The organism is Acinetobacter sp. YH01006, from assembly GCF_013420445.1.
GTDB lineage: Bacteria > Pseudomonadota > Gammaproteobacteria > Pseudomonadales > Moraxellaceae > Acinetobacter > Acinetobacter pseudolwoffii.
In genome coordinates, this window is the sequence record NZ_VOYB01000069.1 from 1 (window position 1) to 1,508 (window position 1,508).

The 1,508-nt window shown below is 46.7% G+C and carries 1 protein-coding gene and 1 pseudogene; one reads left to right on the top strand and one right to left on the bottom strand.

All coding sequences use genetic code 11. The features are described from left to right. Positions 1-75: pseudogene (locus tag FTT73_RS16045) on the top strand (IS6 family transposase); the annotation flags it as partial. Positions 76-499: 424 nt separating this feature from the next. On the opposite strand, the gene FTT73_RS16055 reads toward FTT73_RS16045, so the two are convergent. Continuing rightward, positions 500-1,315: an aminoglycoside O-phosphotransferase APH(3')-Ia gene (locus tag FTT73_RS16055; protein WP_000018326.1), complete on the bottom strand. Its 816-nt coding sequence runs from the start codon at positions 1,313-1,315 to the stop codon at positions 500-502. Between the last annotated feature and the right edge of the window lie 193 nt (positions 1,316-1,508).

The following is a 1,508-nucleotide window of genomic DNA, read 5'->3' on the forward strand; positions in this document are numbered from 1 at the left end:
GGCCAGGCCTCAGCATTTTATTATGGTGATCCCCTGGGCGAAATGCGCCTGGTAAGCAGAGTTTTTGAAACGTAAGGCCTTTGAATAAGACAAAAGGCTGCCTCATCGCTAACTTTGCAACAGTGCCGAATTTAGCGCGGTCGCTAAACATTTCGGCACCACCCAGGTGCTGCACGATATCAATCTGAAAATTGATGCCGGTGAATACCGGCTGGCTGCCGACGATCCGGATGAGGAGAACACCCTCGCCACGGCAGTTTTCACCCTCGATGCCAACCACGTCAGGTGGCAAATTTTCGACATTAACCGCGACGATGCTAAATTTCAGGGAGAAGTGCGTGGGTGAGATAGCCGGTCGTCAGTCATAAAGGGCAGGGTAGTACCGTTGGCCCGGCGTTCGATAGTACCGTCCGGATACTGCCAGATATCGGCGTCCAGGGAGATGTCCTGAAGCGCGGTGTCCGGAATTTCAGGTTTGTGTCTCTACAAAGACTAACTATCAGAAAAACTCATCGAGCATCAAATGAAACTGCAATTTATTCATATCAGGATTATCAATACCATATTTTTGAAAAAGCCGTTTCTGTAATGAAGGAGAAAACTCACCGAGGCAGTTCCATAGGATGGCAAGATCCTGGTATCGGTCTGCGATTCCGACTCGTCCAACATCAATACAACCTATTAATTTCCCCTCGTCAAAAATAAGGTTATCAAGTGAGAAATCACCATGAGTGACGACTGAATCCGGTGAGAATGGCAAAAGCTTATGCATTTCTTTCCAGACTTGTTCAACAGGCCAGCCATTACGCTCGTCATCAAAATCACTAGCATCAACCAAACCGTTATTCATTCGTGATTGCGCCTGAGCGAGACGAAATACGCGATCGCTGTTAAAAGGACAATTACAAACAGGAATCGAATGCAACCGGCGCAGGAACACTGCCAGCGCATCAACAATATTTTCACCTGAATCAGGATATTCTTCTAATACCTGGAATGCTGTTTTCCCGGGGATCGCAGTGGTGAGTAACCATGCATCATCAGGAGTACGGATAAAATGCTTGATGGTCGGAAGAGGCATAAATGCCGTCAGCCAGTTTAGTCTGACCATCTCATCTGTAACATCATTGGCAACGCTACCTTTGCCATGTTTCAGAAACAACTCTGGCGCATTGGGCTTCCCATACAATCGATAGATTGTCGCACCTGATTGCCCGACATTATCGCGAGCCCATCTATACCCATATAAATCAGCATCCAGGTTGGAATTTAATCGCGGCCTCGAGCAAGACGTTTCCCGTTGAATATGGCTCATAACACCCCTTGTATTACTGTTTATGTAAGCAGACAGTTTTATTGTTCATGATGATATATTTTTATCGGCACTGTTGCAAATAGTCGGTGGTGATAAACTTATCATCCCCTTTTGCTGATGGAGCTGCACATGAACCCATTCAAAGGCCGGCATTTTCAGCGTGACATCATTCTGTGGGCCGTACGCTGGTACT